Annotated in this window: 21 protein-coding genes; 14 read left to right on the forward strand and 7 right to left on the reverse strand. The window is 61.6% G+C overall.

The features are described from left to right. Nucleotides 1-412: 412 nt before the first annotated feature. Nucleotides 413-1,333, forward strand: coding sequence for a glycosyltransferase family 2 protein (locus AC6R19_RS17590; RefSeq protein WP_500581154.1), 921 nt, complete (start codon nt 413-415; stop codon nt 1,331-1,333). 104 nt (nt 1,334-1,437) lie between these two features. On the opposite strand, the gene AC6R19_RS17595 is transcribed toward AC6R19_RS17590, so the two are convergent. Then, nucleotides 1,438-2,340, reverse strand: a complete 903-nt coding sequence (locus tag AC6R19_RS17595; RefSeq protein ID WP_500581155.1) for a bile acid:sodium symporter family protein — start codon at nt 2,338-2,340, stop codon at nt 1,438-1,440. A 100-nt stretch (nt 2,341-2,440) separates the two neighbouring features. Here AC6R19_RS17595 and AC6R19_RS17600 point away from each other — a divergent pair, with 100 nt between their 5' ends. The 5 genes from AC6R19_RS17600 (at nt 2,441) to AC6R19_RS17620 (ending at nt 7,576) form a co-directional block, all read left to right on the forward strand. After that, entirely contained in the window at nt 2,441-3,343 is a 903-nt protein-coding gene (locus AC6R19_RS17600; protein WP_500581156.1) for a DUF1853 family protein, read from the forward strand. Between the two features lie 245 nt (nt 3,344-3,588). Then, a complete protein-coding gene (locus AC6R19_RS17605) occupies nt 3,589-4,146 on the forward strand; it encodes a GbsR/MarR family transcriptional regulator (protein ID WP_500581157.1) in 558 nt (185 codons plus the stop codon). A 66-nt stretch (nt 4,147-4,212) separates the two neighbouring features. After that, nucleotides 4,213-5,616, forward strand: a complete 1,404-nt coding sequence (locus tag AC6R19_RS17610) for a cytochrome ubiquinol oxidase subunit I (RefSeq protein ID WP_500581158.1) — start codon at nt 4,213-4,215, stop codon at nt 5,614-5,616. Then, a complete protein-coding gene (locus tag AC6R19_RS17615; protein ID WP_500581159.1) occupies nt 5,613-6,626 on the forward strand; it encodes a cytochrome d ubiquinol oxidase subunit II in 1,014 nt (337 codons plus the stop codon). Before AC6R19_RS17610 ends, AC6R19_RS17615 begins: the two co-directional genes overlap by 4 nt. A gap of 260 nt (nt 6,627-6,886) precedes the next feature. Next, complete coding sequence (locus tag AC6R19_RS17620) at nt 6,887-7,576, forward strand: TetR/AcrR family transcriptional regulator (protein WP_500581160.1); 690 nt, start codon at nt 6,887-6,889, stop codon at nt 7,574-7,576. On the opposite strand, the gene AC6R19_RS17625 is transcribed toward AC6R19_RS17620, so the two are convergent. Together AC6R19_RS17625 and AC6R19_RS17630 are read right to left on the reverse strand one after the other, a co-directional pair. Continuing rightward, nucleotides 7,573-8,694 carry a PepSY-associated TM helix domain-containing protein gene (locus tag AC6R19_RS17625; protein WP_500581161.1) on the reverse strand — a complete coding sequence of 374 codons (1,122 nt, stop codon included), beginning with the start codon at nt 8,692-8,694 and terminating at the stop codon, nt 7,573-7,575. The two genes, AC6R19_RS17620 and AC6R19_RS17625, sit on opposite strands and share 4 nt — an antisense overlap. A gap of 84 nt (nt 8,695-8,778) precedes the next feature. Further along, on the reverse strand, nt 8,779-10,893 hold the full coding sequence (locus tag AC6R19_RS17630; RefSeq protein ID WP_500581162.1) for a TonB-dependent siderophore receptor: 2,115 nt from the start codon (nt 10,891-10,893) through the stop codon (nt 8,779-8,781). Between the two features lie 185 nt (nt 10,894-11,078). On the opposite strand from AC6R19_RS17630, the gene AC6R19_RS17635 reads away from it, so the two are divergent. The 5 genes from AC6R19_RS17635 to AC6R19_RS17655 all read left to right on the forward strand — a co-directional run bounded on the left by AC6R19_RS17635 (nt 11,079) and on the right by AC6R19_RS17655 (nt 16,840). Further along, a complete protein-coding gene (locus tag AC6R19_RS17635; protein ID WP_500581163.1) occupies nt 11,079-11,321 on the forward strand; it encodes an HP1242/YdcH family protein in 243 nt (80 codons plus the stop codon). 63 nt (nt 11,322-11,384) lie between these two features. Further along, nucleotides 11,385-11,987: a glutathione S-transferase family protein gene (locus AC6R19_RS17640; protein WP_500581164.1), complete on the forward strand. Its 603-nt coding sequence runs from the start codon at nt 11,385-11,387 to the stop codon at nt 11,985-11,987. An 86-nt stretch (nt 11,988-12,073) separates the two neighbouring features. After that, on the forward strand, nt 12,074-13,648 hold the full coding sequence (locus tag AC6R19_RS17645; RefSeq protein WP_500581165.1) for an ethylbenzene dehydrogenase-related protein: 1,575 nt from the start codon (nt 12,074-12,076) through the stop codon (nt 13,646-13,648). Then, the gene (locus tag AC6R19_RS17650) at nt 13,645-14,286 is read left to right on the forward strand and encodes an Lcl C-terminal domain-containing protein (protein WP_500581166.1); all 642 of its coding nucleotides are present in this window, start codon (nt 13,645-13,647) and stop codon (nt 14,284-14,286) included. The genes AC6R19_RS17645 and AC6R19_RS17650 overlap by 4 nt, the downstream gene beginning before the upstream one ends. 103 nt (nt 14,287-14,389) lie before the next feature. Beyond that, entirely contained in the window at nt 14,390-16,840 is a 2,451-nt protein-coding gene (locus AC6R19_RS17655; protein WP_500581167.1) for a DNRLRE domain-containing protein, read from the forward strand. 101 nt (nt 16,841-16,941) lie between these two features. Here the strand turns inward: AC6R19_RS17655 and pelA are convergent, their stop codons facing one another. The 4 genes from pelA to AC6R19_RS17675 form a co-directional block, all read right to left on the reverse strand. Beyond that, the gene (pelA, locus tag AC6R19_RS17660; protein ID WP_500581168.1) at nt 16,942-18,126 is read right to left on the reverse strand and encodes a pectate lyase; all 1,185 of its coding nucleotides are present in this window, start codon (nt 18,124-18,126) and stop codon (nt 16,942-16,944) included. A gap of 136 nt (nt 18,127-18,262) precedes the next feature. Next, entirely contained in the window at nt 18,263-18,940 is a 678-nt protein-coding gene (locus tag AC6R19_RS17665; RefSeq protein WP_500581206.1) for a hypothetical protein, read from the reverse strand. Beyond that, nucleotides 18,900-20,297, reverse strand: coding sequence for a selenium-binding family protein (locus AC6R19_RS17670; RefSeq protein WP_500581169.1), 1,398 nt, complete (start codon nt 20,295-20,297; stop codon nt 18,900-18,902). Before AC6R19_RS17670 ends, AC6R19_RS17665 begins: the two co-directional genes overlap by 41 nt. 301 nt (nt 20,298-20,598) lie before the next feature. Further along, entirely contained in the window at nt 20,599-22,809 is a 2,211-nt protein-coding gene (locus AC6R19_RS17675; protein ID WP_500581170.1) for a S9 family peptidase, read from the reverse strand. Nucleotides 22,810-23,164: 355 nt separating this feature from the next. Here AC6R19_RS17675 and AC6R19_RS17680 point away from each other — a divergent pair, with 355 nt between their 5' ends. Genes AC6R19_RS17680 through AC6R19_RS17690 form a run of 3 tightly spaced genes read left to right on the forward strand, consistent with a single transcriptional unit; the run spans nt 23,165 to nt 24,602 of the window. Continuing rightward, on the forward strand, nt 23,165-23,860 hold the full coding sequence (locus AC6R19_RS17680) for a pirin family protein (RefSeq protein ID WP_500581171.1): 696 nt from the start codon (nt 23,165-23,167) through the stop codon (nt 23,858-23,860). Continuing rightward, nucleotides 23,857-24,240 carry a TSUP family transporter gene (locus AC6R19_RS17685; RefSeq protein ID WP_500581172.1) on the forward strand — a complete coding sequence of 128 codons (384 nt, stop codon included), beginning with the start codon at nt 23,857-23,859 and terminating at the stop codon, nt 24,238-24,240. Before AC6R19_RS17680 ends, AC6R19_RS17685 begins: the two co-directional genes overlap by 4 nt. Then, on the forward strand, nt 24,204-24,602 hold the full coding sequence (locus tag AC6R19_RS17690; RefSeq protein ID WP_500581205.1) for a TSUP family transporter: 399 nt from the start codon (nt 24,204-24,206) through the stop codon (nt 24,600-24,602). Before AC6R19_RS17685 ends, AC6R19_RS17690 begins: the two co-directional genes overlap by 37 nt. Nucleotides 24,603-24,605: the final 3 nt, after the last annotated feature.

The raw sequence follows: 24,605 nt of genomic DNA on the forward strand, positions 1-24,605 counted from the left end.
CCCTCACGCAGCGCCTTGACAGCGGCATCCATATCGAACGTAGGTTTGGTCATGAGTCATCTCTTTTTTGCGTATGGTAAAGAAATGACACAGAATTCTGAACACTACCTATAGATATATACCCGGTCCAAAGTCCGGCTACCTGCACCATCCGACTACTCGATATTTCGAGTGGACCGGAACCGCTTCTCTGATCAGCCGGATCGAGAGCAAAATTCGAGCTGCACATCCTAGCAAAACAGGCGCAGGCAGGGTAGCCTGACTGCGGCTTGAGCTTGGCCTAATCAGCCCCCCGACAGCCGCTTGTCCTGCCATGGCCACGCTGGCATCATCCGGGTATTTCACACTAGGCCATAGCCTAAGAGAATAGCCTAAAGCAGGCTTATAAGTATTATTTATCGGTCAACCATACATGCCCCCCGTACGGATCAGTATTTGTATTTGCTCCTGTCAACGCCCGGGCCCCCTCAGGGCGGCACTGTCCAGCCTGGCCCACATTCAGCCCCCCCCTGGCACCCAAACGACGATAACGGTAGTGGACAATGATCCAGCCGGGAGCGCCGAGCCGGTCGTAACTGAATTGACCTCGTCCTTCCCCCTGCCATTGAATTACTGTCTGGAGCCCCGTCGAGGCATTCCATTTGCACGCAATAGGTGCATACAAGAAGCACACAGGTTAGAAGCCGACTACCTGGTTTTTATTGACGACGATGAATGGGTGGAGGCGGATTGGCTGACCCAGCTGTATGGCTATGCGTGTTCAGTTGGGGGCACAGCCATTATTTCCGGCAAGGTAGTGAGCCAGCTTCCCCCTGATGCAGATCCCAACCTTTCCAAGTTTTTTAAACGCAAGCACTACAATACCGGTGAGCGCCGCCGCTATTGCGCCACCAATAATGTACTCATCCCGATAACAGTGACACGAGATCACGGACTGCGATTCGATGAAGGGCGGCCATTTGCCGGAGGCGAAGACACGCTGTTCTTTACCGAAGCAGCTGCGCGGGGCTTCGATATCTTTAGCTGCGCGGAAGCCGTGGTATACGAAGGGATACCCGCGAGCCGCCTTTCCCTCCGCTGGCTGTCCCGCCGCAAGTATACCGTGGGTATCACCCAAGCCGTTCAGAAAGAAATTACCGGGCAGCCACGGATGAGAATTATTACCTCGGGCATTGTGCAACTACTCGCCGCCCTGCCGATGTCACTCGTATTTTTTCTACTGGGACAGAAAATGAAATGCTATCGAAACTGGCTGAAAGCCTGTCGCTCAGCGGGCATTATCGGCGGCGTACTTGGTGCAGAAGCCAGTTTTTATCGCGTTATCGATAAATGAGAGCAGTGAGATCCCAGGCGACTGAAGCAGGGAGCTTGCAGGCGTACATAGAGAGGCCCGACTGAGCCGCCACCCGCAATAGAACGGCGGCTCCGTCAGCGAGTTCAGCCGGCCTCGGCAGGCCCGACCGCACCAGCGCCCTTGCCCGCCGGAATGACGCGCCGCCCATAGGCGGCCAGCGCGAAGCCGATCGGGAACATCAGCACACCGTAGACCGCCGACGGGACCGACATCTCACTGGAATTCAGCAGCGTCAGCGTCACCATCAATCCGAGGGTGCCGTTCTTGATGCCCAGCTCGGTGGCCACCGCCAGCGCCTCGCGCCGGGACAGGCCGGTGGCACGGCTGGACAGCAGGCCCAGCGCTACACCCAGCAGGTTGAGCAGTATCGCCGAGGGGCCGGCCTGCACCAGCAGGTCTACAAAGCGATCGCGAATCCCGTAGACTACCGCCACCACCAGCACCGCCAGCACCAGGCCGCCGAAAATACTCACCAGCCCCTCGGCGCGGCTGGCCAGCCGCGGCAGGAAGGCGCGCACCAGCATGCCGAGGGTGACCGGCAACAGCACTATCGCCGACAACATGGCCACCGTCCTGCCAAACGGCAGCACGATTTCCTGCTGGGTGCCCAGGTAGGTCTGCAGCGCGTAATTGGTGAAGAGTGGCAGGGACATGATGGTGATCAGGCTCGCGGAAACCGTCAGCACTATGGACAGCGCCACATTGCCGCGTGCGAGCAACGTGAACAGGTTGGAGGTGGTGCCGCCGGGACAGGCCGCGATGACCACCAGGCCGACAGCGATGGCCGGCGGCAGGCCCAGCGCCCAGCAGAGCGCGAAGGCAATCAGCGGCATGACCAGGATTTGGGTGACAGTTCCGACAATCAGCCCGGCGGGTTTCACCGTCACCTGGTGAAAGTCCCTGGCGGTCAGGGTCATGCCGATACCGATCATGATGATAAACAGGGAGATCGGCAGGCCGATCGAGATCAATGGTCCTGATTCCACACAAGCCTCCTTTAATTATTATTAGCCGTGTTCTGTCGAACCCTAGCACAGCACCTGCAGGTACGCCGCTTTTTTCAGGCGCCGGTGCAGCAGATAGCCTATGAGTGAATCCATGCTCGAACCCGATCACTGGGCCAACCTGCTCTGGGCAGTGAGCGCAGAATCCATAGTCCGCGGCCGCGGCCTGCCCTGGCTGTCCCCTCGGCGCCGGGCCGAACTGGTCGACTATTTTTCCCGCGCGGACGTCCGCGAGCGGCTGGCGCCGTTGCTGGAAGCCCGCCTGCGCCGCTGCGACGAGCGCCAGCGGACGACGCGGCTGGGGATTTACTTCGAGAACCTGTGGGAGTTCGCCTTTGCGCAGCACCCGGACTACCGGCTCCTCCACCGCAACCTGCCGCTGCGCGCAGGGGGCCGAACCCTGGGCGAGCTGGATTTCGTCGTCCGGCACCTGCCGGGCGGCGCCACCGAACACTGGGAGATAGCGGTCAAGTTCTACCTGCGGGTGGCGGACGAATACTGGATGGGACCGGGGCTGCGGGACAGGCTGGATGTCAAGCTGTCGAGGATGCGCGAACACCAGCTGCCGCTGATCCGCAAGCCCGCCGCGCGGGAACTGCTGCGGCAGCGGGATATCCATATCGATCGCCAGTGGGCGCTGATGCCCGGGCGGCTGTTCCGCCCCCTCGGCGAGGAAGGCGCGCCGCTGCACCTAGACATCAACCCCATCTGCTGCGACTTCTGGTGGGCGACCCTCGACGAGTTCCAGTACCGCTTTTCCGGGTATTCCCACCACTGGATCCGCCTGCCCAAGCGCGCCTGGCTGGCCGGCCGGGGCTACCAGGCATCGCGCGGCGACAGCTGCGAGGGGCTGGCAGAGAAGCTCTGCGGTGAAAAGCTGTGCAAGCCCCTCTGTGTCGCAGCGCTGGAGGCGGGCGCAGAGGTGAGCCGAGGCTTTATAGTCCCGGATGACTGGTACGAGGCAGCACTGGCGCGGTTAGATTAAGCCGCAGGGCGGATAAGCGCCAAGCGCATCCGCCGCGCCGGCTGGTGGATGCGCTTGGCGCTTATCCACCCTACCCAACTTTTGGTGCGAGGCCACCATGTATGGCGGTCATGCAGATCACGCAGGGAGCAGTTATCTGCCACGGCGCGCCCCGCCAATTGCCCACTCTGATAGCCCACAAGGAGGATTGACAGCTACTTCTTTATATTTATAATTTTCAGAAATTTCTGAAACTACAGAACACTATGAGGTTATCCAGTCAGGCCCAGGCATTCGTGCTGCACTTCGGCGAGATGGGCAGCCGCTGGGGATTCAACCGCACCGTGGGACAGATGTTCGCACTACTGACTATCCAGTCAGAACCGCTGAATGCGGACCAACTGGCGCAGGCACTGAAGATCAGCCGCGGCAATGTCAGCATGGGGTTGAAGGAGCTGCAGGCCTGGCGCTTGGTGGAACTGCACCATCTGCCCGGAGACCGCAAGGACTACTTCACCGCCGCCGGTTCCATCTGGGACCTGGCCCGCACCGTGTTCGAAGAGCGGCGCAAGCGGGAACTGGACCCGACCCTGACCCTGCTGCGCCAGCTACTATTGAACGAGCCCCAGGATGAGCAGGAAGCCCAGGCCCAGGAGAAGATGCAGGAGGTCTACGACCTGCTGGAACTGCTGGACCAGTTCGCCAACACCCTGAGCAGGCTGGAGCAGAAAGACCTGCTCAAGCTGATGAAGCTGGGTTCCGGCATTAGCAAACTGCTCGAACTCAGGGGTAAGGTAAAAGGAGGCGCGTCCAAAACCAAATAGGTATCTGCGGCGCGTCCCGCGCGCCGCAATCCCGGACAGCAATTACCGTTATCAGCAGAGGTCCCCATGCTAGACACCCTGATCCTGTCGAGGATGCAGTTCGCCGCCAACATCAGCTTCCACATCCTCTTTCCCACCATCACCATCGCCCTCGGCTGGATTCTCTTCTTTTTCAAACTGCGTCACGACCAGACAGACAATCCGGTTTGGATGCGCGCCTACCGCTTCTGGGTCAAGGTGTTTGCGCTGACATTCGCCCTGGGCGTGGTCAGCGGCATCACCATGTCGTTCCAGTTCGGCACCAACTGGCCGGGGTTTATGGAGCGGGTGGGCAATATCGCCGGGCCGCTGCTGGGTTACGAAGTCCTAACTGCATTTTTTCTCGAGGCCACCTTCCTCGGCATCATGCTGTTCGGTATCAAGCGGGTACCGAGCAAGGTGCATACCTTCTCCGCATTCATAGTCGCCGTGGGCACCACCCTCTCCGCCTTCTGGATACTCGCGCTCAACTCCTGGATGCAGACGCCGGCGGGCTATGAGATCCGCGACGGCGTGGTCCACGCTACCAGCTGGCTGGAAGTGATATTCAACCCCTCCTTCCCCTACCGCCTGACCCATATGGTGCTGGCCTCCGGGCTGACTGCCTCCTTTTTCGTCGCCGGCCTGTCCGCCTATCGTATTTTGCGCGGCGATGAAAAGCAGGCGCCGCGACTGGCCCTGAAAACCGGCCTGGTGCTGGCGGCGATACTGATCCCGGTGCAGATCTACGTTGGCGACCTGCACGGCCTGAACACCTTCGAGCACCAGCCGCAGAAGATCGCCGCCATGGAAGGGGTTTGGGAAACGGAAAGAGGTGCACCGCTGCTGCTGTTTGCGATTCCCGATGAGAAAGAGCGCACCAATCACCTGGAAATCGCCCTGCCGAAAATGGCCAGCCTGATACTGACCCACGAACTGGACGGCAAGATCAGGGGCCTGAACGAATTTGAAAACAACCACCCGCCGGTGAAACCGCTCTTCTTCGGCTTTCGCATCATGGTCGGCGTCGGCGTGCTGATGTTGCTGGTGGCCTGGACCGGCTGCTATCAGCTGTACCGCCGCGGCGAACCGCCCCGTTGGCTGCTGAAGATCGTGGTGGCAATGACCTTTTCCGGTTGGGTGGCGACGCTGGCGGGCTGGTATGTGACCGAGATTGGGCGCCAGCCGTGGCTGGTGACCGGCGTGCTGAGAACCGCTGAGGCGGTCACGCCGGTAGCACCGGCCAATGTCGGCTTTTCCCTGCTACTGTACCTGGTTGTGTATGCCATTTTGATGTGGGCCTACATTCACACCCTGAAAGTGATGGCGTTGAAGGCGGTGAAAGTCGAGGAATTCGAAACCGCCGAACCCGCCGCCGGCGGCAGCCTGACCAACCTGCCCGGCTCCCACCGGGAACCCGCCCCGAAATCTGCTCGCGGAGGTGAAGCATGACCGCAACGAATGCGGCAGATTGGCTGCCGGTGGTTTTTATCGCACTGATGGGCCTGGCGGTGCTGGCCTACGCGGTGCTGGACGGCTACGACCTGGGCGTGGGCATACTGCTGCCCCTGGGAGAAGAGGACGAGCTCCAGCGGGATACCATGATCGCGTCGATCGGCCCCTTCTGGGACGCCAACGAGACCTGGCTGGTATTGGCAATCGGCCTGCTGCTGATCGCCTTTCCCTCGGCCCACAGCATGGTGCTGACGAACCTGTATATCCCCACCGCCATCATGTTGATCGGCCTGATCATGCGCGGGGTGGCCTTCGACTTCCGCGCCAAGGCCGCAGTGGCGCACAAGCTGGCCTGGGACAGGACTTTCAAGGCCGGCTCCCTGCTCGCCAGCCTGACCCAGGGCTATATGCTCGGCCAGTATGTCATGGGCTTCGACACCCGCTGGCCGGCGCAGCTGTTCAGTGGCCTGAGCGCACTGGGGGTCACCGCGGCCTATGCCTATATCGGCTCCGCCTGGCTGATCATGAAAACCGAAGACAAACTGCAGAAGCGCGCGATCCGCTGGACACACCGGGCCGGACGGGCTGCTTTCGTCGGGGTCGTGGCCGTTTCCGCGGTCAATCCACTGGTAAACCCGGGGGTGTTCGACCGCTGGTTTACCTTCCCGCTGGTGATGTTCGTGCTGCTGGTCCCGATGCTGTGTTTCTTCGCCTTCGCCGCCAACGAGATCCTGCTGCGGCGCCTGCCGAAGGTGGACGATCGCCACTGCTGGATTCCCTTCGTCAACGTACTGCTGGTTTTTGTCCTGAGTTTTACCGGCCTCGCCTTCAGCTTTTATCCCGACATAGTACCGGGCAGACTGGATATCTGGCAGGCCGCCAGTGCCACCGGGTCACTGCTGTTTATCCTGGTGGGCGCAGCCATAGTGGTACCGATGATTCTCGCCTATACCGTCTTCTCCTACCGGGTATTTCACGGCAAGGCGAGTGAGTTGCACTACCACTGATCAGGTACGCCGTTGCCGGGCCCCGCCCGGCGGCGGACCGTGTATCCGAATCATTATTCAGGTTTCCCAGCAATTGCCGCTCAAGCTTTTGTTCAAATTTATTTGTCGATTGCGGAACTAAGCCACAATTCGGGCAATATGCTCTTGCCCGATGGGGACTACCCATTAATAATTACCGTCACCAAATGACAACGTGTTTACAAGGAAGTGAAACGCGCAGCCGGCATGATTGCCGCTGGCGTTCGTCAGGGGCTGGTAAATTGAACGAAGTCGATCGACGCGCAGTCAGGCGCGACACTGCAAGCCCGCGCAAACCACAGCGCAAAAATGGCCGCGAGAAGTACGAGAAACTGCTCGACGCACTGGAGGCCCTGATCACCGAACAGGACTCCAGTGAAATTACCCTCGCCAATCTCAGCCAGGTCGCCGGCGTGCCCGCCGCGTCCGTGTACCACTTCTTTCCCAGCGTAGATGCCAGCCTGACCGCACTGGCGGAGCGTCACTACAAGGCCTTCAGCGAGGCCTTGGGCAGCCACCCCCATATTTCTCTGGTGGAAAACTGGCAGGACCTGTTATTCGAACTCTGCGACCTGGTGCGCTCCTACTATGAAGTCAACATACCGGCACTGAAGGTCCATTTCGGCCCCCAATCCAGCTGGGCCCTGCGCAACCTGCAGATGGAGAACAACTGGCGCCTGGCGGACAGCCTGCTGAAAAACCTTTCCCGGGAATTCGAGCTGCCCCCGTCCCAGGATTGGAGGGAGCGGCTCCTGCTGGCGATTACCATCAACGACTCTTTCTGGTCCCAGTCCTACTCCCGCTTCGGGCGCATCACCGAGGAAATCGCCGCTGAAGGCAAGCGCGCCGCTGCCGCCTACCTGAAGATGTACCTCGGTGAACTGCTGGAACGGCGCCGGCCCGGCAGCCGGGTGGAAAAGGCCCCGCTCTAAACGGTCAGCCCTTCCAGCTGTTTGTTGCGCCGCTTGATGCGCGCATTGCGGCGTTTCTCCCTGCGGCGGTGCCAGATATAGACCCCGGTTACCGAAAGCAGCAGCGGACTCAGGCCGATGACACACCAGAGCACCCGGCTCGCCAGGCCGGCGAAGTCGCCGAAGTGCAGGCGGCGATAGCTGTCGACTATCCTGGCACCCGCCCCGGCCTCGCGGATATCGAAGGCGGCGATATAGTCGCCGGAGCCGGCATCGTAGCTGACATTGCTCGCGTACTGGCTCAGCAACGGGTTAGCGGAGTGCACGTCGCCCCAGAAGGTGATATTCACACCCGGTTCCCAGGGCAGGCTGATATAGGTGGATTCGAAACCTTCCACCCGCTGCGCCGTATCGTCGTGCAGCGCCTGCAATGAAAGTGCATCGCTGTAGAGGCGCTCCTGCATCACATGATGCTCCCCGCCGTCGGCGTGTTTCTCCAGTTCGTGGGCGAAGTGGGTGATATTCCACCAGGCTCCGGTAAAGCCGACAATCAGCAGCACCGGCGAGGCGATGACGCCGGTCATCTTGTGCAGGTCGCTGAAATAGACGATCAGCCGCGACTTCCAGCGCAGGGTAAAGAAATTCTTCCAGAATTTGCGGTGCAGTATCAGCCCGCTGAGGCCGAGCAGGCACAGCAACACCGAAAAGATACTGGTGATCAGCAGGCCCGGGTCGTCCATCAGCAGGGTGTAGTGCAGGTCGAGCAGCCAGTCTGTGAGATAGTGGGTCAGGCCCCGGGGCTCGGCCAGCATCTCACCGGAATACGGGTTCAACAGTGTGTAGGACCAGTCACTGCTGCCGCGCTCCATCAGGTAGACCTGGTCCGCGCGGCCGGGATCCTGGAACAGGTGCCAGCCCACCACTTCGTATTCGGGGAAACTCCGGTTCACATTGGCGAGCAGCGTATCCAGCGACTGCCGCTCGCGGCCATCGACGGCCACCCGCACCCTGTCCTCCATCAGCACGCTGTCTATCTCGTGTTTGAAAACCAGGATACTGCCGGTCACACAGATCACCAGCAGCGGCGCAAAGGCGGCCAGCGCCATCCAGCTGTGCAGTTTGAACAGAATTCTATTCATCGAAAACTAAAGCCCCTAAACGCAAAAAAGGATGGCGGGGCCTATCAACCCGCCATCCCAAGGATTGCGCATCAAGCGTTCAAATCAGTAGCGCCAGTTTACCGAGGCGCTGAAGTTGCGCGGTGCGGCGTAGAAGCCCTGATCCCAGTAGAGGCTGCTGATATATTTCTCATCGGTCAGGTTGTTGGCATTCAACGAGACGTTCAGCTTGTCGTTGATGCTGTAGCTGGCGAAGGCACGGACTGTGGCATAGGCCTCCTGGTGCACGGTAAAGCCGTAGCCAGTCACGCGCTCCACATCGTCCTGCCAGTTGATGCCGGCTCCCACCTTCAGCTGCTCCATTACCGGCGGGCGGTAGCTGGCGAAAAGGCGCACTACCTGCTGCGGAATGTAGGCCCGATCCAGCACACCGTGCTGATCGTCGATATCCACATAGGCATAACTGAAATCCGCCTGCAAACCGGGAGCCAACTGGCCGCTCAGGGTCAGGTCGAAGCCCTCGCTATCGTAATCGACACCCTCGTAAACCTGCACTGGGCCACCGCTTACGGGATCTTCGACTTCGCCGGCATACTCGGCCACATTCTTCTGTTCGGTCTGGTAGTAGGCCAGGCTGGCAACCAGCTTGCCGTCGAAGAACTCGCCCTTGACCCCTATCTCTTCGTTGATACCTTCGGTCGGCTCCATGTGTGTCAGTTCTTCGGTGAGGTCATCCTGCGGCATAAAGGTTTCGGTGCTGCTGACATACACGGAGTAGTTGTCGCCGATGCGGTAGACCAGGCCCGCGTAGGGCAGCACCCTGCCGCTTTCCTTGGTGTCGTTGCTGTTGCCGTAGCTCTCGCCCTCGCTTTCCCAGTCCACCACCCGCGCACCACCGATCAGGGAAAGGGCGTCGGTAATATGGAATCGGGTCGCGGCGAAGAAGGCACTCTGCCTGTCGGTCCAGTCGCTGCCGGTCAGCCCGTCAGTAAATACCGGACGCACGGCTGTAACGCCTTTCCACTGGCTAAAATCACCTATCGGCGGGAAGCCGTTGGCGTAATCGTACAGAGAGTAGTCCTCGACAGTGCCCTCGGACCAGTTGTAGCCGAAGAGGGCATCGTGCTCCCGGCCCAGCAGGTTGTATTTGCCGGTAAGGCGCAGATCAAACAGATCGCGCTGCTCGTCCAGGCCGTATTCGCTGGCATAACCTAGCAAGCCAACTTCTGTGTCGGGATCCGGCAGGCTGTACATATAAAACAGTTCGCTGTCGCCCTCGATCTCCGCGTGCGTGTAGTAAGCCTTGGCCTCCCAGCCGCCGGCGAAGGTGTGCTTCAGTTCAGCAAAGACATCGGTTTCGATATTGTCCCAGTAGGCCCATTCCGCGGAGGTGCTGGTGGAGACATCGTAATCCGTGGGCGTGCCGTCGCTGTAGTGCAGCGGCATGGCGCCCCACAGCGGGCTGTCGGCCTTGCTTACCTGATAACTGCTACCCAGGGTGACCACCGTGGATTGCCCCAGCTCCTTGTCCACCACACCGTAGAGGACAGATTTGTCCAGCGCGTAATTGTCGAGATGGGATTCGCGCTCCTCCCTGGCCAGGACCAGGCGCCCGCGCAGGCCTTCGGTCAGGGTGCCGGAGGCATCCGCCTCCAGGCGCGCCTTGCTCCAGGAGCCGGCGACGGCGCCGATGGACAGCTGGAAGTCTTCGGTGGGGCGCTTGCGCACCATATTGACGGTGGCGGAGGGATTGCCCGCACCGGACATCAGGCCGCTGGCGCCGCGCACCACCTCGATGCGCTCGTAGATGGCGGTGTCTGTCTCACCGTCGTTGTTGCCATAGGTGGCCGGCACGCCTACACCATCCACTTGGAAGTTGGTCACGTCGAAGCCGCGCGAGGTGTAATAGGTACGGTCGGTCTCGACACTTTCCACCTGGATACCCGGTACGGTCAGCAGGGCATCGTTCAGGCTGTTCAGCTCGAAATCGTCCAGTTGCATCCGGCTGATGGCGGACACCGACTGCGGTGTTTCCAGGATGGAGAGCCCCAGGCCGGTGGCAGTATCCATTTCCTCGACCAGATAGGACTCAGTGGTCTCGCCGGTCACCTCTACGGTCTCGATTGCCTTCCCGGATTCCGCCCAGGCTCCGGTGTGAGCCAGGCACAGGGCCATTGCGAGCAGTGTGGGTTGAGTCAGTAAGTGCTTGTTTTTCGTCACAATCCATTCCCCCTCATGAATTTTGCGCGCATCATAGGGGGGAACACAATCAAATGCAACTCATTCTCATTAAGATTCGAATAAGAAACTGCCGCACTCGCCGATATGGCGCACCGCCCCTCTGCAGAGCACACTAGAATTAGCAATTGGGAGAGCCCCATTTATCACAGCCGGGAGATGCCTCTATGCCAATAACTGCCCATACCCTCGAGAACGACTTCCCCGAATACATAGAGACCATAAACCTGCTGAAGGCCGAGGATTTGGAATTCAGGAGCGACAGCCGGGAATACGAGCGGCTGGACAAGGAGATCCGCGGACTACAGGAGAGCGGCATAGGCACCGACGACGAGCATTACACCAGCCTCAAGAAGCAGCGCGCCTATCTCAAGCAGCACCTCTACCACCGCATAACCAACAGCGGCTAGACAGCCGGGGCGCCGTTCAGCACACTGCCTTTTTCACAAGGAGTGCAAGGAGCGAATGGCGCCATGAAACTTTACTTCACCCCCGCCTCCCCCTATGCGCGCAACGCGCGCATTGTCCTGCGCGAGCACCGGCTCGAAGACCGGGTGCGCGAGGCGCTATCCCACCCCTTCGACAACGCCGGGGACTTTGTCGAAGCCAACCCATTGGGCAAGGTGCCGGCCCTCGCCCTGGACAGTGGCGAATCGGTTGTGGACAGCGAAGTCATCTGCGCCTACCTCGACAGGGAGCTGGGCGATGGTTCCCTGAGCGGGGCGCTGGACAGGGACTGGAAGCTGAAGACCTTCTACAGTGTCTGCTCCGGTCTGACCGACACCCTGGTGCTGCTGCGGCAGGAAAAAGCGCGCGACCAGGAGGGGCTGCGTTCGGACTTCTGGTGGCAGCGCTACCAGGACGCGATTGCGCGCACCCTGAGCTACCTGGAGGAGCGCGCCGGCCACCTGCCGGAGCCGATGAACCTGGCTCACATCAACCTGGCCTGTGCCCTGGCCTACCTGGATTTCCGCCACGGCGACATCGACTGGCGCGGCGGGCACCCGCAACTGGCCGCGCTCGTGGAGAGGCTGGAGAGCCGCGACAGTTTTGTCGCAACGGTACTGCGCGACTGATGCGGCGGCAGCAGCGGATGGCGCTCATTAAAATTCATAGAACCGCCATATCCATCCGCTAAGCTGCGGACTATTTGGGCACCCCCGTGGCGAATAACTCCAAAAGCCCTCTGTGGATACTCCTGCACGGTGCAGCCATTGCGGCGGTGCTGGCCAGCCTGTTGAGCGGCCTGCGCATTGCCGCACTCAGCAAACCCACCGTCGCCACCATCACCGAACTGCTTCCCCAGGGGCAGGTGCACGGCCTGCATTTTTTCAGCGCCTGCCTTCTCAGCGCCATTGCCGCCGGCTATTTATGCAGCCAGGCGGCGGTGCTGCTGCGCAAGGGCCTCCGCCGCCCGCGCAACATCCACTACCACCGCGTCGTTGTCTGGGCCGGCGGCCTTATTCTGGCTGCCTCCCTGTGCAGTGGCTGGCTGTTGTTCTCCGGCAACGGCGGAATCTCTGCAGTGCGTGCCCTGCACTTCGCCTGTGCGCTGGCGGTGTCTGGCTATCTGTTCCTGCACGGGGGTGTCTATCTGGTGCAGTACGGAAAGGGCGCCCTGCTGCGCATACTGCGCCCGTCGACGCGCCCCCCTAGCACTGCACTATTTCTTACAGCAGTGTTGGCCGCGACCGCACTGGGTAGCTGGCATCTGGTTTCCACCGCTTCACCCTACCAGCTAGCGGTCGCCGCCATTCCGCTGTCGACACCGGTCGCTATCGACGGTATCGCCGACGAGCAGGCCTGGAGTAAGGGCACGATGCTGACAGTCAACACCGACGGCGGTGCGAACTTTATCGACGGGCAGACAGAAGTCGCGCTGCGCGCCCTGCACAATGGCCGGGAGATTTTCTTCCACATCACCTGGGAGGACCCGACGGAGAGCCTTGTGCACCTGCCCCTGAAAAAAACCGAAACCGGCTGGCAGGTGCAGCAGCACGGCTTTCACAACTTTGACGAGACCCGCTACTACGAGGACAAGTTCGCGCTGCTGCTGTCGAACTCCTGCGGCTTCGGCGCCGCCGGCACCGCCCACCTGGGCCGCAATCCGCTGGAGGGCAAACCGGCCAACTGGCACGGCAGGGGCTACCACTACAGCGACTCGGGGCAGATTCACGACCTCTGGCACTGGAAGGCGGTGCGCACCAATGATATGCACCTCGCCGACGACAACCATATCGGCGCGCCGGACACACTGCCCCCCGGCAGCCGCCGCTACACCGCCGGCTACCGCCAGGACGGCGTGGAGTCCGGCTCCTATGTGATGAACTGGCAGTGGTACAGGCCCGGCACCGTCACCCCCAGGCGGCTGCCGAAGAGCGCCGGACAGCTGGCGCCCTACCAGGAACCAGGCAGTGGAGCCGACTGGGTAATTCCCTGGTTCGACTACGAACCCTACTCGGCGGAAAAGGACGATTACCCGATCGGCACACTGATGCCCTCGGTCATCTACAGCTCCAACCGCTTCGAGGGGGACAGGGCCGATGTGCGCGCCCGTGCCCAGTGGAAAGACGGCCACTGGTCACTGGAAATGGTGCGCAAGCTGGATACCGGATCGCCGCTGGACGTGGCCATCGGGAGCGGCGTCTGCCTGTGGGTATCCGCCTTCGATCGCGCCCAGGTGGCACACAGCCGCCACACCAGGGCCATACGTCTCGAACTGGAAAGAGCAGAATGATCATCCGCGCCCTGTTGGTGTTCGCCCTGCCCGCGATACTGCTGATTGCGGCCGCGCTCCATTCGCAACCGCAACAGACACCACACGCTCACCACTTGGTAAAAATCGACGGCGACGGAAAGGCGCTGGATGCCTGGGCCGGCCCCTGGTCCTGCGTCTGCGACACCCGCACCAACTTGTTGTGGGAAGTAAAGACCGACGACGAGGGCATCCACGACGGCTACTGGAGCTATTCCTGGTACCAGTTCGAGAAGGGTATCGCCAACAGCGGCGACTGCTACTTCGAGGAGGACCGCTGCGATACCGAAGACCTGATCCGCCGCACCAACCGCGAACAACTGTGCGGTGCCGACAACTGGCGCCTGCCGGATACGGCAGAACTGCGTTCGCTGGTTGCCGCCGACCCGAGGCCCGGCCATCCCGCCATAGATACCGATTACTTCCCCAGGACAAAGCGCGGCGACTACTGGACCAGCGACGCGGAGCAGCCCTTACAGGGTGTTTACCAGTACTTAAACCGTGGCGCCGCGGCGATTGACTTTATAAATGGCGATGCCGTCACAATTCCCTACCGCAATGCGGCATTTGTGCGCCTGGTTGCCGGGAATTCAAAAGCCTGTCACAAGCACCTTCAATAATGCGTCCGCGACTTGCCAGGGCAGGCAACTAAGATTTTCGGGGTCCCGCCGATAAAACCGCGGCAAGCGCAAAAAAATAATTCACCCCCTAAAGGAGTCTCCCATGAGACGATATCTAGGCAGTGCACTGGTTTTACCCGCATTGTTGATCGCGACCGATGCGGCCGCGGCCACCAAACACCACCGGCTGGCCTGGGACAGCGATGGTTCCAGCAGCGCGGTAATCGGCTTCTCCCCGGACGGGAGCAGCAGCAACCCCTACGTCAGCTACGGTTATTCCACCGACGAGGGCGCCTGGTCCAGCGCCCAGGTGGACGCCACAGAAACCTTCGACGGATCCATCACCAGCCACTTCGTGCGACTGCAGAACCTGAGCGCGGACTCCGCGATTTATTTCCGCGTCTGTGATCAGGACGGCTGCGGCCAGCGCTTCTGGTTCAAGACGGCCCCGGCCAACAGCGATCCCTATGTGGTCATCGCCGGCGGCGACACCCGCACCGGTCACACCACCCGTCGCCAGGGCAACCAGCTGCTGGCCAAGATACGCCCGCTGGCGGTGATGCACGGCGGCGACTTCACCAACGCCAACAGCGCCTCGGAAATGAGCGATTTCCTGGGCGACTGGGAACTCACCTACTCCAGCGACCAGATAGACGGCTACAGCTACAAGCGCATCTACCCGCTGATCCCCACCCACGGCAACCACGAGGACGACAACTACTCCACCGTCTGCCAGGTGTTCGGGGTGGACTTCAACGGCGACGGCAACTGCAATCCCAGCGACACCTACGGCGCGGTACAGGTATCGCCGCTGCTGCGGGTCTACACACTGAACAGCCAGTTCCAGAACGGCGGCTGGTCCTCCTACGCCTCGGCCATGAACAGCTGGCTGGAGAGCGACCTGTCCGCCTCCGGCAGCGGCGCCAGCTGGCGCTTAGCCCAGTACCACAAGCCGATGTTCCCCCACTACAGCGGCAAGTCCGACAACCCCACCCTGTTCGGCTGGTGGGCGCAGCCCTTCTACGACTACTCGATGAACCTGGTGGTGGAGTCGGACACCCACCTGACCAAGCTCACCGAGGCGCTGGTGCCGAGCGGCAGCAACTTCGCCGCGACCAGCACCGGCGGCACCGTCTATGTGGGCGAGGGCAGCTGGGGCGCACCGGCCCGTTCCGCCAATGATCCCAAGTCCTGGACCATCGACCTGGCCAGCATCCAGCAGTTCAAGGTGATGCAGGTCAGCGCCAACGAACTGGTGCTGCGCACCGCGCAGTTCGACGGTTCCGCGTCCACCCTGAGCCGCGAGGAGCGCGAGAGTGATCCGCTGCTGCTGCCGGCCAACGTCAACTGGTGGTCCGCCAACGGCATCGGCGAGGTCATGACCTTGACCCGCAACGCGAGCGGCCGCAGCGTGATCGGCTCCGGCGGCAGCAGCTCGGGGGGCAGCAGTTCCAGCAGCAGCTCCAGCGGCAGCAGTTCCGGTGGCAGCGGCTCCGGCGAACTGGTAACACTGGTGGCCAGCGACGATGTATTCATCTCTTCCAAGCAGGGCAGCGGCAATTTCGACGGCCACGGGGACGGCCTGCTGGCGGATGGCAGCGACTCCACCTTCGGGACACTGTACACGCTGATCAAGTTCGACCTGTCCGAACTGGGCGGCTGCACCAGCTACAGCGCCGCGACCCTGGAGCTGAATGTGACCGACAGATCCGGCAACAATTACGGCATCTATCTTGCGTCCGGCGACTGGCAGGAGGAGTCCGCCAGCTGGAATTCCGTCGGCGGCTCGTCGATTCGCGGCAGCCTGGCCGCAAGCTTCGCGCCCTCCTCCACCGGCATTGCGCAGATAGACCTGCTCTCCTCGGGCCTGCTCGACAGCTGGCTGAACGGCGGCAACAGCGGCCTGGTGATCGCCTCCCAGGGCGGCAGCAACGGCGTCGACATGACCTCCAAGGAAACCGGCCTGGGCCCGGTGATCAAGGTGCAGACCAGCTGTGGCAGCTCGAGCAGCAGTTCCAGCAGCAGCTCCGGCGGCTCGTCCGGCTCCGGCGGTGGCCAGCCCCTGTCCCTGGCGGCGTCGGACGACGTCTTCCTGTCCTCCGCCCAGGGCAGCAGCAACTTCGACGGCCACGGAGACGGCCTGCTGGCGGACGGCAGCGACTCCACCTACGGCCAGATGTACAGCCTGATCAGGTTCGACCTGTCCCCGCTGGCGGGCTGCTCCAGCATCAGCGATGCGACGCTGGAACTGAATGTGACCAACTACTCCTTCAGCAGCTATGGCGTCTATCAGGCGACAGGCGACTGGCAGGAGGAATCCGCCACCTGGAACTCCGTCGGCGGCACCAATATTCTCGGCGGCCAGGCGGCGAGCTTTACGCCCTCCTCCACCGGCAGTTGGCAGCTTGAACTGCAGGAGTCCGGCATAGTCGACGCCTGGCTCGCCGGCGCCAATACCGGCCTGGTGATCGCCTCACAGGGCGGCAGCGACGGCGTGGATATGACTTCCAAGGAGACGGGGCAGGCTCCGCTGCTGAATCTCACCTGTAATTAACCGCAAAAAAAGCCCGTTCTATCCGGCCCCTTTTATTGGTTTGTCACCCTGTAGGAGCGGCGGGGCGGCCATCCGCTCCTACAAACGCATTCGATAAATCATCAAAGGCCGTGCCGCTTCCGCCACTTGGCAAATCTTTTCAGCACCTTGTGCGGATGCTTCGTGTACCAGCCGTAACCCCGGGCCCGCTCCGGCGACAACTTGCGAATATCGTAGTAGACAGAGCCGTCGCGATCACCGAACACCGGCCTGTCGCTGCCGATCTCGTAAAAGCGCGCCCACAGCGGTCCGGCATCCGCATCCGCCAGCAGTTCCCGGTAATCCCTGCCGGCCCTTTCCCAGCGATAGCCGCGGATCTGGTTCTTCTGGAACCAGTCGTGGGCGCTTGTGATCACCTGCCGGATATTTTCCGGGGGCTGCTCCAGTTGCATCAGCAAGAGCAGCAGGTCCGCACTCTCCGCGGTGGCCAGCGACGCCGGCTCGAAAGCCCTGGCCGCTGCCGGCGCTAGTGTCTGCGGATAGTGCTGGGCGCCCCAGATGGTTCTGTGGCCGTTTGCGACAACCTGGGAATCCACCAGCATCTGCAGGCCGCGGTCCAGGCTGTCCGCGGCGCGCCGGCGCAGCGGCCCCGATAAAAATTCCAGCCCCTCCCGGCCCTGCGCGGCGGCGCGGACGATTGCCAGCAGGCCGCTGGTCACGCCGTCATTGAAGGTGATCAGGTCGTGGTACTTGCCGCGCAGCGGGAAGGACTGCGGCCAGCCGCCATTGGGGTACTGGGCCAACAGAATCAGGTTCAATGCGCGCTCGGCGGCATCCGCATAGCGCCTGTCCTTGGTCGCTTTGAAGGCTTTCGCCATCACCCAGAACTGGGTACTGGTGGCGCCGTTGTCGAAGGTGGGGATATAGTTTCTCTCGACCCCGAAGGCCTGACCCGACTTGCGCGGCGCGGCGCCCATATCAGTGCGCTTGGACCAGCCGCCGGATGGCGTCTGGTAGCTGAGCACAGTATCCGCGATGCGCCGACCCTCTTCGGTGCGGTAGAAATCCACCGGCTGCTCCGGTTCGAAACCGAAACGCTTGGCATAAGTGGCCGACAGCGGTTTCTCCAGCCCGGCCCGCTGCAGTTCTGCGGCGATATACTGCCGGTCGAGTTGTCGCAGTCGGTCCGACAGCGCGCGATAATCGGCCAGGGTCGTGGCCGGCTGCAGCCCACCGGGGCCCTCCGCACTGCAGGCGGCGCCCGCCAGCGACAGCATTGCGGCCAGGAGCAAGCGGTAGATTCTCATTGTCCGGATCTCTTGGTGACTCGCTTATTGTTTTGTGGCGATGCGCGCAGGCAGCACCTTGTCAGGCAACATTATTTCATTGGTAAGGCCAATATTGCCAGAGGTATTGGCCGGGCGTGACCCGCGGGTTATCCGCTCAGGGGGAGTAAGCCATCCACAGGGCCAGTGTGCCGACCAGCAACAGGGCCAGGGCCCAGATCAGGTCAAAATTTATCCAGCCGCTGCGCAGCACCGCGAGTCCCAGCTTGCGGTAGACAATCCAGGCCACGCCCCCCATCACCAGCAGCATGGTCAGGGTGTGCAGCCCCACCGCCAGCAGCATGCCGATCCCCTCGGGCAGGGCATGGGCGCCGTGGTGGCCGTTCGCCTGCCCGCCGCTGCCGAGCAGCGCCGGCACCAGCATCAGGCCGGCGCCGTGGGCACTGGCCATCAGGAAGGACCAGACCAGCAGGTCGCCGCTCCCCACCTTCATGCTCACCCAGCGCGGGTGGCGGTAGTAGTTGAACAGCTTGTACAGGCCGAATGCCAGCAGTGCCAGGGCACTGACCTTCTGCACAGTGGAAAGGGGGACAAACTGCAGGCCGGCAAACACCAGCAGCACCACGGCGACGATCGCCAGCGCGTGCCCCAGGGCGATCGGCAACAGCGACAACCAGATGGTCCTTTCGCTGCGCCGCTGCAGCCCCAGGGTCAGGGCAAACAGCCAGCCCATACCCGGGTTCAGGCCGTGAAAGGCGCCGAACAGCACCATCGCCAGCCACATCTGCCAGTCGTCAGGAAGGGAAGCAGTAGGAATCGGTAGATGCGTCTCCACCTTCGAGCCTTACCTGGTGTACCCGGGTCTCGCCGAAGTCGATAAAAAAGTCGGGATCCAGGCTGATACCGCCGTTGGGATCCACATCCGCCTTGACCATCCAGCCCGTCATCTTGTCCGGATAGAACTGGTCGTCCCAGCTACTGTAGAGCGAATTGGTGAAATAGACGCGGCGCCCATCGCGGCTGATCTCCACCATTTGCGGCGCACCGAGCAATGGGCCCTTCGCCTTGGGGTGCCCCTTCTTGTTGACCACACCGCCGATTTCCACCTTGCCGGTGAGTTTCGGATTGAAAGGATCGGACACATCGTACTGGTGCATTTCTCCGGTGCCCCAGCAGGCCACATAGAGGAAGCGGTCGTCGAGGGACAAATCGATATCCGAAACCAGCGGCGGCACCGCCTTGAACGGTTTCAGCGCTTCAGGCAGGGTTTCCGCATCCGCAGGCACGGCGGGAATGGAAATGGTTTTCTTCATTTTCCATTCGCCGCCCTCGCGGTACCAGGTCCACACGGATGCGGACAGGTCCTCGGTACTTATCACGACTCCGGCAAAACCATAGTCCTTGGTCGGGTCGTGGGCCGGGCGCAGCTCCAGCAGCATCTGGTGCTCGGCGCCGATATCAATACTCTGCTCCAGTTTGCGCTTGCGCAGATTCCAGAAATGGATGCGATGGCCGTATTTATTGCCCAGCAAATCCTCCGGCACCAGGCCGTTCTCGAACTGCGAGGGCTTGCCCCACTCGCTGCTGATCAACACGTCGTCCGCCAGGTGCCACCAGAAATCGTAGGCCAGTTCCTGGTCGCCGCGGTGCAGTTCCCAGGGGCCGACCACGTCGAAACTGAAATGGTCCAGCATGAAAATGCCGCCGGGCCCCTCGTCGCCATTGGCGGAGCCCATGGCGGAGATGTAGATGGCGTCGGGGCCGCAGTGCACCGTGTGGGGCCGACTGTAACCGGACTTGGCCATCACCTCCTGCGGCTCCAGCGTCTTGACGATATGCGGGCGCAGCGGGTCCGGCCTGGTGTCGATCACATAGATACGCGAACTGCGCAGCCCCGGCACAATCAGGTAGCGCCGCTCCAGGTGCGGGTGGGGCGCGTAAGGGCAGAGCGCGGAGCTGCAGGCGTTCCAGCCGAAGTGGTGCAGTTCATCGCCGACGTAGGGCAGTTCCAGCCTGTGTACCACCTGGCAGTAGCTCGCCGAATCCGGGTCCAGGTCCACGACGCAGATGGCGTCGGGCTTGTCTGTACCATTCGGGTTCAGGGCCGCCACATAGGCGTGCCGCTCGGGCGGCGCCTGCATCGCCATCTTCGCGGACGGATAAAAAGACGGGTCGGGTTTCCACAGCGCCATGGAGACGGGCCTCCCTGCGGGACGGAGATTCAGAAAGGAAAGACAGGCCGGAGTATAGGAAGGACTGGTGACCGCTGGCCACAGAAGTCGGTGTTTTCGGCGGCGGTTTCACCGCCTGGTTTTCAAGGAAAGTCCCGGCCAGAATGGCACTGAGTTAAGCGGGCAGCTGGCACAATGTAAGGCTCTGCCGCCGGTGGCCTTAACTTAGCGGCATTCAGTCCCGACCAGCAGGGCCGGGCGCCGTGCCACCGAAAGCCTCTCAGATCTCGATGTGAACTCCGATACTTGAGATATTAGGCTGTTACCGGCGTCCCTTCAGCTTCCGGTCAAAGAAATCCTCGATCATCGTGTACATATGGATGCGGGTCTGCTTGCCGCGCAGGCTGTGCTTCTTGCCCGGATAGGTCATCAGTTCGAACTGCTTGCCCCTGTCCTGCATTTCCTTGATCAGCCTGGTGGTGTTGGTGAAGAGCACATTGTCGTCCGCCATGCCGTGGTAGATCAGCAGTGCGCCCTTGAGGCCGTCCACGTAGGGGAAAACCGAGGAGGCCTCGTAGGCGTCGCCATCGCGGTTCGGGTTGCCCATATAGCGCTCGGTGTAATGGGTGTCGTACAGCCCCCAGTCGGTCACCGGCGCGCCGGACACGCCCGCCTTGAAATAGTCGCCGGCCTTGAACATGGTCATCAGCGCCATATAGCCGCCGTAGCTGTGGCCGTAGACACCGATATTGTCGCCGTCCACATAGGGCAGTGAACGCAGGAACTTCACCCCCGCGACCTGGTCGTCCACCTCGACGCTGCCCATGCGTTTGAAGATGGGGTTTTCAAACGCAGTGCCGCGATGGGCGGAGCCGCGGTTGTCCAGGGTGAAGACCACATAGCCCTGCTGGGCCATATACTGGTTGAATTCCTTGTCCCAGCCGTTAGTGACCAGCTGCGCGTGGGGGCCGCCGTAGAGGTAGACCATTACCGGGTATTTTCTCTTCGGGTCGAAGTTCGCCGGCTTGTACAGGCGGTAGTAGAGGGTGTGCCCTTGCGGTGCCTTGAATGAACCAAACTCGGGGACGATCCAGTCTTTTTTATACGGGTACAGCGGGTGGCCTTTTTCTACCGCGTTTTCCTCCAGCCAGGTCACCTGCTCGCCGCTGGCTCTGTGCAGGCTGACCTGGGGCGGCGTGACAATATTGGAGAACTTATCGATATAGCCGGAGGCGTCCCCGGCAAACTCGATGCCGTGCATACCGGCGCGCCGGGAAATTTTTTGCACCTGCTGTTCACCGCCCATGTCCACCGCGTAGAGGTGGCGCTCCAGCGGCGTATCCTTGCGGCCGGTAAAATAGACCAGGCCATTTTTCTCGTCCACCGCCGACAGCGCATCCACGGCCCAGTCGCCCCTGGTCAGTTGTCTCAGCAGCCTGCCACCATCCAGGTCGTACAGGTACAGGTGCCTGTAGCCGTCGCGCTCGGAGGACCAGACAAAGCGCTCGCTGTCCTCGAGGAAATACAGGTCTTCGTGCAGGTTGACCCAGGTATCACTGGTTTCCGTCAGCAGTTTTCTGCCCTTGCCGCTGTCCAGGTCGAACAGGCGCAGTTCCAGTTTCTGCTGGTTGCGGTTCTGCCACTGGTAGCTGAGCAGGTTGTCCCGCGCCCAGTCCACCCGCGGGATATAGATATCCTCGTCTTTGCCCAGATCTACCCAGCGGGTCTTGCCGGATTCGATATCGAGGACACCCAGTTTGATTTTCACGTTGGGGCGGCCGGCGGCGGGATAGCGCTGCTGGATCATGTCGATGCGATCGGCGTAGATCTCGCTGCGGGTTACCTGGTCCACCGGTGACTCATCCACCTGCAGGTAGGCGATATGGCGGTCGTCCGGCGACCACCAGTAGCCGGTCATGCGGTCCATCTCCTCCTGGGCGACGAACTCGGCCATGCCGTTCTTGATCGGGCCCTCGCCCTCTGTGGTGAGCTGGCGTTCCTTTCCGGTCTGCAGGTCGACGACAAAAATATCCTGGTCGCGGATAAAGGATACGTAGCGCCCGTTCGGCGACACGCGCACGTCGGTTTCGAAGGCTTCGGTTTCGGTCAGGCGCCGCGCGGACTTCTTATCGAGGTCGTAGTAGTAGACATCGCCGGCCAGCGGGAACAGCAGGGATTTGCCGTCGTCGGACCAGGTGTATTCCATGATGCCGCTGCCGTAGATGCGCTGGCGCTCGCGCCGCGCCTTCTCCTCATCGGACAGCACTTCTTCCCCCTTGTGCAGGGAATCGGAGTTCACCAGTACCCGGCTCTTGCCGTCGGCGATATTGTATTCCCACAGATCGTAGCGGTCGTAGTCCTCCTCGCGCCCCTTCAGGAAGGTCACGCGGCTGCCGTCCGGGGAGTATTCCAGGGCGCGGGGCGAGGTGCCGCTCAGGGCGGGATCGGAGAAGATTCTCTCGATAGTCAGCTGTTCAGCAGAACAAATGCCGGCAATTGTGCAACCGAGCAGAAGAAGCAATTCTCTTTTCATACAGCATCTCTTTTTCCAACGTAACTACTTGCCCCTGTAGCCAGTAAGGAAGGCCCGGGCAGCCCTGCTTCCGGGGGCCATTTGGAAAAAGCCTCATCGGCAAACATTTCCCAAATGGCCCCCGGCATCAGGACCTTCGCATCTGGCTCCTGTATTCTTTCCCTGCCCCCCAGGGAGTGAGTAGTTACTTTCCAATAGCATATTTTTAGCAGTACGCAGGATTCTACAATGCTTTCGCGCTCCCTGCCCCGGCCCGCCAGTTTTCGAATCCGTTGATCAAACCGTTGCAAATTATGCGATTTAACCCGGTGCTCCCCGGGCCTATGATACCGCCATCAACCCAGTGGAGGTTCGAATGGACTACATCAGGAAATCCGACAGCCGCGGCCGCGCCAATTTCGGCTGGCTCGACAGCCGCCACAGCTTTTCCTTCGGCAGCTACTACGATCCCGCGCATATGGGCTTTTCGGTGCTGCGGGTAATCAACGACGATACGGTCAAGGGCGGCACCGGCTTCGGCGCCCACGGACACCGGGATATGGAGATCATCTCCTATGTACTCGAAGGGGCGATCGAGCACCGGGACAGTATCGGCAACCGCTTCGTGGTGCCCGCCGGCGAGGTGCAGCGCATGAGCGCAGGCACCGGCATTCAACATTCGGAGTTCAACGCCTCGCGCAGCAAGCCGCTGAAATTCCTGCAGATCTGGATAGAGCCCGATGTGATGGGCATTGCCCCCGGCTACCAGCAGGCGAAGATCGAACAGCGCGGCCCGCTGACTGCGCTGGTGACAGCGGACGGCCGCGACGGCTCCCTGAGCCTGCACCAGGATGCGAGCCTCTATCGATTGCGCCTGCAGCCCGGTGAGCAGTTTACGCTGCAGACCGGCGGCCGCACCGGCTACCTGCATATCATCGACGGCTCCGCGGGCGCCGGCGAAACGGCGCTCGCCGCCGGCGACGGGGTCGGCTTTAGCAGGACCCGCGAACAGGAAATCGTCGCCGGGGCCGGGGGCCTGGAAGCACTCTGGTTCGATCTTCCCCGCCAATGATGGAAGCGCTGATCGTTTCGCCGCTCTTCTGGCTTCTGGCGATTGCCGGCGTAATCCTGACCGGCATTTCCAAATCCGGATTTGCCGGCGGCGCCGGCGTGGTGGCGGTGCCGCTGCTGGCACTGGTGATGCCGGTGCCGCTGGCGGTATTCCTGATGCTGCCGCTGCTGCTGGCCATGGATATCAGGACCATCCAGTACTACTGGCGGTACGCCAGCTGGCCGCAGTTGAAAGAAATTGTCCCCGCCGCCATCGCCGGTATTGCCGTGGGCGGCCTGTTGCTTGGCGAGCGCCGGAGGATGGACTCAAACTGCTGCTCGGCGTTCTCTCGATCATCTTTGCCCTGTGGCGGCGCCTGGCGCCCCTGCTCGGCGGCATGAAGGGCGCGGCCTGGCTCTGGGGCGGCATCAGCGGATTGACCAGCACCCTGATCCACGCGGGCGGCCCGCCGATCAATATCTACCTGATCGCGAAGCAGCTGCCGAAGTTGAGCTGGCTGGCCACGGCGGGAATATTCTTCGGCATCATGAACGGGGTGAAGGTGCTGCCCTATCTGCTGACCGGTGAGTGGACACCGGATACCTTCTATCTGTCGCTGTTACTATTGCCCGTGGCCCTGGCCGGCGTGTGGCTCGGCCGGTGGGTACAGGGAAAAATTCCCGAAAGCCGGTTTGCCCTCTGCTGTCGCGCGCTGCTGCTGGGCTCCGGGCTGCTGTTGATCGGGCAGGTATTGCTCGCCTGAACG

It is taken from the genome of Microbulbifer sp. SE14 (genome assembly GCF_059834885.1).

Bases quoted from the DNA above. Each gene is read 5' to 3' on its own strand.
- AC6R19_RS17590 (WP_500581154.1), top strand. From the start codon at position 413: ATGCCCCCCGTACGGATCAGTATTTGTATTTGCTCCTGTCAACGCCCG.
- AC6R19_RS17600 (WP_500581156.1), top strand. From the start codon at position 2,441: ATGAGTGAATCCATGCTCGAACCCGATCACTGGGCCAACCTGCTCTGG.
- AC6R19_RS17605 (WP_500581157.1), top strand. From the start codon at position 3,589: ATGAGGTTATCCAGTCAGGCCCAGGCATTCGTGCTGCACTTCGGCGAG.
- AC6R19_RS17610 (WP_500581158.1), top strand. From the start codon at position 4,213: ATGCTAGACACCCTGATCCTGTCGAGGATGCAGTTCGCCGCCAACATC.
- AC6R19_RS17615 (WP_500581159.1), top strand. From the start codon at position 5,613: ATGACCGCAACGAATGCGGCAGATTGGCTGCCGGTGGTTTTTATCGCA.
- AC6R19_RS17625 (WP_500581161.1), bottom strand. From the start codon at position 8,694: ATGAATAGAATTCTGTTCAAACTGCACAGCTGGATGGCGCTGGCCGCC.
- AC6R19_RS17635 (WP_500581163.1), top strand. From the start codon at position 11,079: ATGCCAATAACTGCCCATACCCTCGAGAACGACTTCCCCGAATACATA.
- AC6R19_RS17640 (WP_500581164.1), top strand. From the start codon at position 11,385: ATGAAACTTTACTTCACCCCCGCCTCCCCCTATGCGCGCAACGCGCGC.
- AC6R19_RS17650 (WP_500581166.1), top strand. From the start codon at position 13,645: ATGATCATCCGCGCCCTGTTGGTGTTCGCCCTGCCCGCGATACTGCTG.
- AC6R19_RS17655 (WP_500581167.1), top strand. From the start codon at position 14,390: ATGAGACGATATCTAGGCAGTGCACTGGTTTTACCCGCATTGTTGATC.
- pelA (WP_500581168.1), bottom strand. From the start codon at position 18,126: ATGAGAATCTACCGCTTGCTCCTGGCCGCAATGCTGTCGCTGGCGGGC.
- AC6R19_RS17670 (WP_500581169.1), bottom strand. From the start codon at position 20,297: ATGGCGCTGTGGAAACCCGACCCGTCTTTTTATCCGTCCGCGAAGATG.
- AC6R19_RS17675 (WP_500581170.1), bottom strand. From the start codon at position 22,809: ATGAAAAGAGAATTGCTTCTTCTGCTCGGTTGCACAATTGCCGGCATT.
- AC6R19_RS17680 (WP_500581171.1), top strand. From the start codon at position 23,165: ATGGACTACATCAGGAAATCCGACAGCCGCGGCCGCGCCAATTTCGGC.
- AC6R19_RS17685 (WP_500581172.1), top strand. From the start codon at position 23,857: ATGATGGAAGCGCTGATCGTTTCGCCGCTCTTCTGGCTTCTGGCGATT.